2 protein-coding genes and 1 pseudogene are annotated in these 2202 nt (G+C 62.6%); all 3 read left to right on the top strand.

Translation table 11 applies throughout. The annotated features are described in order from the left end of the window. The coding region (locus EOC06_RS09915) for a succinylglutamate desuccinylase/aspartoacylase family protein (protein WP_128307640.1) at window positions 1-889 on the top strand (889 nt) is incomplete at its 5' end. After that, the gene (locus EOC06_RS09910; RefSeq protein WP_128307639.1) at window positions 879-1817 is read left to right on the top strand and encodes a threonine/serine dehydratase; all 939 of its coding nucleotides are present in this window, start codon (window positions 879-881) and stop codon (window positions 1815-1817) included. The genes EOC06_RS09915 and EOC06_RS09910, both read left to right, overlap by 11 nt. Before the next feature lie 158 nt (window positions 1818-1975). After that, window positions 1976-2202: pseudogene (locus tag EOC06_RS40785) on the top strand (LacI family transcriptional regulator); the annotation flags it as partial.

Genomic DNA, 2202 nt, shown 5'->3' with positions numbered 1-2202 from the left:
CGGTGACGGTCCGACGGTCCTGATCGAGGGTGGCAACCACGGCGACGAATATGAGGGGCCGATCGCGCTCGGCGAGCTTCTGCGCGAGATCGATCCACGGGATATTGCCGGACGCATCATTGCGATTCCGGCCATCAACATCCGGGCCGTCGAGGCCGGCACCCGCACCTCCCCGGTCGACGGGTTGAATTTCAACCGCAGTTTCCCGGGCGATTTCAACGGCACGCTGACAAGCCAGATCGCGGCTTACGTGCATGACGTCCTGTTTCCGATGGCCGACTACTTCCTGGATCTCCATTCCGGCGGTTCGTCCCTGATGATCCTGCCGAGCGCGATCATCGAGCCCTCCCCGACCGCGCAGGGGCATCGCAAGAACATCAGGGCGACGCTCGCCTTCGGGGCGCCGACCGTTGTCATGGTCGACAATCTCGGTGAAACCCGGACCTCGACCGCGTCCGCCAACCACCAGGGGCTGATCGTCATCGGCAGTGAGATGGCCGGCGGCGGCCTTGTCAGTCCGGATGCGCTGGCCATCTGCCGTAGGGGCATCCGCAATGTGCTGAAACATGCAGGCGTTCTGAAGGGCGCGCCTGACATCGCCCCTGGCGCCAACGCGCGCGTGCTCAAGGTTCCCGGAAGCGAAGGCTATCTGCTTTCCGAGGAGGACGGTGTCTTCGAACCCTTGAGCCCGCTCGGCAGTGCCGTCAGCAAAGGCGACCTTGCCGGACGCATTCACTTCCTCCACACGCCGTCACGCGCGCCCATCGATCTCCTTCACCCCATCGACGGCATCGTTTTCGCCAAGCGTCAGCCCGGCCGCGTGCGTCCGGGGAATTGCTGCTTCGTGCTTGCCAACGAATATCCGGAGGCACTGACCGATGAGCCATGAGGACATCATGGCGGCTGCCCGGCGCATTGCCCCCTTCATACGGCGCACCCCGGTCGTCAAGCTCGACCATGCCACGGGCGCAAACCTTCAAAATGATGTCTATTTGAAACTGGAATGCCTCCAGGTGAGCGGCTCCTTCAAGATCAGGGGCGCCACGAACCGGGTTAAAACGCTCGAGCCAAGCCGGATCGAAAACGGACTGATCGCCGCATCCGGCGGCAATCACGGCCTGGCCACTGCCTATGTGGCTGCCCGGGCCGGCGTTCCCGCCACCATTTACCTGCCGAACAATGCAAGCCCGCTGAAGGCGGAAAAGCTTCGCAAATGGGGGGCTGACGTTCGCTTCGAAGGCAATGTCTGGGATGAAGCGCATGAGGCTGCATCGGCCGAGGCAAAGGCGTGCGGCGCCTTCTACATGCATCCCTTCGCCGATGCCCAGATCGTGTCCGGTCAGGGAACCGTGGCGCTGGAGATGGTCGATCAGATGCCCGATGCCGACATCTATATCGTCGCGATCGGCGGTGGCGGGCTCATCAGCGGCATGTCCGAAGTCCTGAAGCACGTCAAAACCGAAGCCAGGATCATCGGTGTCGAGCCGACCGGTTCACCGACCCTTCACGCCTCCCTGGCTGCCGGCCGTGTCGTTCGCTTGCCCGAGATAACGACGAAGGTGGCGACCATGGCCTGCGGCCGCACGGACGAAAGCATCTACGAGATCGTCGCCAAGCACGTCGACGACATCGTCCTTGTCGAGGATGCGGACATGCAGAAGGCCGCTGAATTGCTCTGGTTCGAATTCGGCATCGCCGCCGACCTCAGCGGCGCGGCATCGCTGGCCGCGTTGATGAGCGGCGCTTTCAAGCCACCGCGCGGCGCTCGCATCGCCGGGCTTGTCTGTGGCGCCGGTGTCGAGGGCCTGAATGGCTGAGGTTGAGCAAGGCCGGTCCACGCAGACGCGGCCCTGACATGGATACGGCACGAGTGCCGCGAAATACCGCCGGAATGCCTGTCACTGGGACGGTCGTCGTGCGGGACATGAAAAAGAGGCGAAGAATCGTCCTGTCGCAACAAGAGGAGAACTGAAACATGCGCATTTCCCTGAAAGCATCCATTGCTCTGCTCGCACTCGCCATCGCGACGCCCTCGCTTGCCGCGGAAAAGGTTTTGGGGCTTGCGGCAATCGACCTGCAGAACTCCTTCTTCGTCCGCATGAAGGAAGCGGGCGACGTGGCTGCCGCCGACTATGGGGTGAAATCCACTTGGCAGAGCGCAGAGGGCAGTTTGGAAAAACAGGTCAGCATCATCGAGAATTT

It is taken from the genome of Mesorhizobium sp. M7A.F.Ca.MR.362.00.0.0, assembly GCF_004023175.1.
Lineage (GTDB): Bacteria > Pseudomonadota > Alphaproteobacteria > Rhizobiales > Rhizobiaceae > Mesorhizobium.
Note: the sequence above shows the minus strand (reverse complement) of the source record. Positions and strands in the feature narration are given on the sequence as shown.